Source organism: Methanobrevibacter sp. (assembly GCF_045577275.1).
Classification (GTDB): Archaea; Methanobacteriota; Methanobacteria; order Methanobacteriales; family Methanobacteriaceae; genus Methanobrevibacter.
Window position 1 is genome coordinate 1 of record NZ_JAZNIB010000032.1, and the last position, 4,451, is coordinate 4,451.

The window sequence follows — 4,451 nt, forward strand, 5'->3', positions numbered from 1 at the left end:
ATTGAAGAAATGTAAAAATAGAAAAAATACTAAAAATTGAAGAAATGTAAAAATTGAAAAAATAGAAACTAAAAAAAGAATTTAGGATAATTAAAGTAGCTGTAAACTACAGTAATTATCAAATTTATTAAAATTTTAATTTAAAGTTAAAGTTAATTAACCATTTACATTGAAAATATCAAATAAACCGTTGAATAAACTATCTAAAGAAAATCCTGAATCAGAAGCTGTACTGTCTACAAAATCACTGATTTGTTCTTTGTAGGCATTTGCATCGTCTTGAGCCAATTGAACTTGCTCAATGGTTTCTGCAAGATTTTCTATATCACTATCAGAAATATTGATATTGTAATTTGTACTGTAATCATTGATTATGGTTACAATGGTATCATGATCAGTGATGTTTTCTTCGTTTACCTTTTCCTTAACATCATCCACCAAATTGGATAAGTCATCAGCGCTTACATTAGAGTTGTTTATGATTTCAGCTTGAGTGGAAATCTCTTGACTAGCTGCTTCTTTTACATTGTCAGGAATTTCAACATCGGTAGCTTCTTCATAACAATCCATAATACCTGCAAGAGCGGATTCACCAGTAGCGGAAACTGGGCTTGTTACGTATACATGTCCTCCTTGAATACCTGCAGATTTAAGTGCAGACATATACATTTTAGGAGTGATAGTATTGATTGAATTATCCACTTCTACTGTTATTTCCCCATTTTGATCTAAATCAAGCAAAGCAGAGGAAAATATTTGGTTGGAATTATATGTCTTTCCTGAGAAACCACTGGAAATTGCATTTACATCACCAGCAGTAATCACTTTTGATTCTACATCGTTAATATCATAATTTGTTTTGTCAGCAAAGTAATTGTCAACAATTGACTTGTATTGCTGACTATTAAATGTAGTTTCACCATAGGTTATTACAACTTGGTTGTCATTTGCAGCAAAACCAGTTGGAACAAGAGCTACAGCCAGAAATATAGTTACTAAACATATAGCTAGAATTTTTCTATGCATTTTATCACCTCTTACATATTTCTAAACTTTATTTTGTCGAACTAGTATATAAATGTAATGTATTTTTTACATAATCGAAACTTTTATAAGCAAATTTATTGTTTTTTGTTAAAAAAACAAGGATTTCCGTTAAGTTGACGGTGCATATTTTTTACAGGAAAAATCCTTGAAAAAGTTTATTTGGAAAAAACATGAGATTTAATCCATTTTTAAAAAATCAATAAGTTTTTAATAAATAGATACATAAATATTAACAAAAATGAAAAGAAACTGTGAATAAAATGAAGTCTTCCATTAGAAAAAAAGATTATATCAAAATTTATAATATGACCAACAATGCATCTCCTTTAGGTGAATTCAACTGTGGAGAGCTATGTGATTCCATTTGCTGCACAGTGGAAAGCAAGAACAAGGATGACATTTACTCTGAAATGGTCTTGTATATGCTTCCAGGTGAAGAGGAGATGCTGGAAAATGAATCTGATTGGTTTGAAATGTATTATGAAACTACAGATGAATACAGATATCCTGATTCATGGGATGGCGAAGTATATTATATAAAATGCACCAATCCACCATATTGCAATAGGAGATTAAGACCTATTCAATGCAGATCTTTTCCTCTTAGCCCTCATTTGGATAAGGGTGACAATCTGCATCTAATCTATGATGAGGATGATATGACCTATCAATGCCCTATCATTAGCCAAAAACTTGATTTGGATGAAGATTTCATAAAAAAGGTATATAAAATGTGGAAAAGATTGATTGAAGATAAATTAATATTTGACTTAATCAAAATGGATTCTGAAAAAAGAGAAAAAGATAAGAAAAAGTTGAAGATGGTTGTTTAATAAATAATAACTCTTTTACCAGCGATAATTGTAATAGGACGCATCGTCGAATGAATCATCGAAAGAGTCATCATATGCATCGCTTTCATAGTATGCATCATCATCAAAATCATATTCGTTGCTATGATATGGCTTGTAATCCCTTTGAGTAATGGAAGAAACTACTTTTGAAACCTTTGGCCCTTTAACATGCAAATAGATCATATCGTCTTCAGATGCAAATACAAAAGTCTTGACCTTATTTCTTTTATTGTAGAATCCTGTAATTCCAGATATTGAGGTCTTATACAATTTTTCATCATTTAACTTAAATGAACTGAATCCATCCATAACATTCTTGTTGAAGCTGTTTGAATGTCTTTCCAAACTAATGTTTACATAATGCTTGCCCTTTTGGAAATTCATATAGTTCAAGCGATTAACCTCATCCCATCCTTCATCAACCAATTTATATGAAGTCGGAACATTGAATCCATATCCTCTCATATAGTAAGTTTCATATCCCTTTGGCGGATTATCTCCAGCGGAAACTGAATCAATCACCATAATTGCTGATAATAGAATGGTTAAAATAATAAAAATAGCTATTATGCCTCTTTTAAAACCTTTATTTCTCATAATAATCCCCTTTATTTATAAGATAATTAGAAATCGTTTAATATAAAACTTTCTAAATGAGATAAGTAAAAAATAATAAGTAAAAATAATAAAACATCAGTTCTTATCCACCAATTTTGCATCAATCACATTATATGTTCCACTATCACGATGCCAATCTATATCAGCTTCTATTATTTCAATCCTCTTTTTAAAGATAGGCCCATCGATAACTAATGTTTCAGCTTCTCCACCTTCAAAAGCAAGATGAAGATAGGTTTTTTCGCTTATTTTCTCCAATTCCCTCAATGCATCTTCATCGATTAGTCGACCTAACCATGACTCATCAAGACCTTCTGCAAAAACCCCACTGATGATAACCTTAAATCCGGAATCGATTACCAATTCCATGTATTCCTTTGGATCTCTATGCCAATATGGAGAGATTGCCTCAATGCCAATTTCATCTGCCAGCTTTTCTATTCTTGATTTTTGATAGGTTGAAAACAATGCTCCTGTATAGATAGCATCAATGCCAAGACCTTTAAGTTGTTTGAAACCTTCTTTTAGGTCCATCAGTTCCTCTTCCTTTACTCCAGATGTCTTCACTTCAATGATTGGAATCCCTACCGATTGGGAGATCAAATCAGTCAAATGGATATTGGGAACATGAAACATATAGGACTCTTCATTTTCTGATTTGATGGAAAGAAGATATTTGACATCATCCCCATTGTTTATAGCATAATTCAAAGCCATAACACTATCTTTTCCACCGGAAAATAAAACTGCAGAATTCATTATTAACACCTAAATTTAATAAAAAATTAAATAAAAAAAATAAAAAAAGTAGTCATTACCTCTAATTAAACGAAATCAGTCATCTTTTCAACAGAGAGAATACCATAACTTAAATAATTGGAATTAGAATCTGAATCATCATAATAATATGAATTATCAATGGAATAACCGCCAGAACTCTCCATAAATGAAGTTAAACCATAGTCAGAACTAGGTTCTGTTTCTGTAACTTGAAGTGTCATTCCAAAAATTGTTAGTAAAATCAATAATGCTGCAAATGCAAAGAAACATTTATTAAAGGATAAATAGGATAATAAACCATTAGAACTAGATTTTTTATTAATTTGACCAGAAGATGAGGACTTTTTAGAATCACTAGTTCTTGCAGTAGACACTTTAGGTGAAGACTTATTGGAATCGTTGGTTTTAGCATTTTGAACATTTGAAGATGAGGACTTTATTAAATTGGAATCATCAGAACCACTTATGTCAATCTTAATGGTTTCTGGACCAATTCCTTGACTATCATCTTTATTTTCTATTTTTGAAAAGTCAAAACCACAGTTTGAACAGAATTTAACGTTATCATCACGTTGTTGAGCACCACATTCCGGACAGAATTTAGTCATATTATCCCCCTTTATATTAAACTAATCAAGGTCTTCGTCTTCTTCCTCTTCTTTCAACCCTATTCTTTTTAAATCTTCTAGTGAATTTAGTCAATGGTTCAACGAAGATTCCTGCAATTGCTACAGCTACACCTATCAAACCGGTTATAATCATTATAGCATAAGTAGGGAGCAAATGATCATATAAATAGTGAATAGTACTTTGAACAGGCCCTTCAATGGATATGATATTATAATCGTTATCCTTTAAGTAATCCCTTACTTCAGTCACTTCATTCGCATCCACATGTACTTGAATATGAACGAAAGCAAACTCAGAACCTACTCCTGCCTTATTGGAAAGCCAATTAACTAGAGAACCTAATGTAGTAGTTGAGCTTGCATCATTTTTCAAATCTACAGAAACTGAATTATTTGTTACCTTGAAAGACTCAATTTCAGGGTCGCTTCTCAAGTAATCTTCAACATATATTTTCGTAGTATTCTTTATAAACCCTGTTTTTAGCTCAAAACCATTTGTAGTGACAGAATTGACTCCAGTCAA

Annotated in this window: 6 protein-coding genes; 1 reads left to right on the plus strand and 5 read right to left on the minus strand. The window is 31.4% G+C overall.

What is annotated here, in order from left to right; genetic code table 11:
• Positions 1-156: 156 nt before the first annotated feature.
• Positions 157-1,026: a DUF1002 domain-containing protein gene (locus ACKI67_RS01125; protein ID WP_407461551.1), complete on the minus strand. Its 870-nt coding sequence runs from the start codon at positions 1,024-1,026 to the stop codon at positions 157-159.
• Between the two features lie 326 nt (positions 1,027-1,352).
• On the opposite strand from ACKI67_RS01125, the gene ACKI67_RS01130 reads away from it, so the two are divergent.
• Positions 1,353-1,880: a hypothetical protein gene (locus tag ACKI67_RS01130; RefSeq protein WP_407461552.1), complete on the plus strand. Its 528-nt coding sequence runs from the start codon at positions 1,353-1,355 to the stop codon at positions 1,878-1,880.
• A 15-nt stretch (positions 1,881-1,895) separates the two neighbouring features.
• On the opposite strand, the gene ACKI67_RS01135 is transcribed toward ACKI67_RS01130, so the two are convergent.
• From ACKI67_RS01135 to ACKI67_RS01150, 4 genes are all read right to left on the minus strand, one after another.
• Positions 1,896-2,498 carry a hypothetical protein gene (locus tag ACKI67_RS01135; protein ID WP_407461553.1) on the minus strand — a complete coding sequence of 201 codons (603 nt, stop codon included), beginning with the start codon at positions 2,496-2,498 and terminating at the stop codon, positions 1,896-1,898.
• Between the two features lie 96 nt (positions 2,499-2,594).
• Positions 2,595-3,278, minus strand: a complete 684-nt coding sequence (locus ACKI67_RS01140; protein WP_407461554.1) for a TIGR00289 family protein — start codon at positions 3,276-3,278, stop codon at positions 2,595-2,597.
• A 65-nt stretch (positions 3,279-3,343) separates the two neighbouring features.
• Positions 3,344-3,907, minus strand: coding sequence for a zinc ribbon domain-containing protein (locus ACKI67_RS01145; RefSeq protein ID WP_407461555.1), 564 nt, complete (start codon positions 3,905-3,907; stop codon positions 3,344-3,346).
• Positions 3,908-3,932: 25 nt separating this feature from the next.
• Positions 3,933-4,451 (minus strand): hypothetical protein (locus ACKI67_RS01150; protein ID WP_407461556.1); only part of this gene is annotated, 519 nt, incomplete at its 5' end.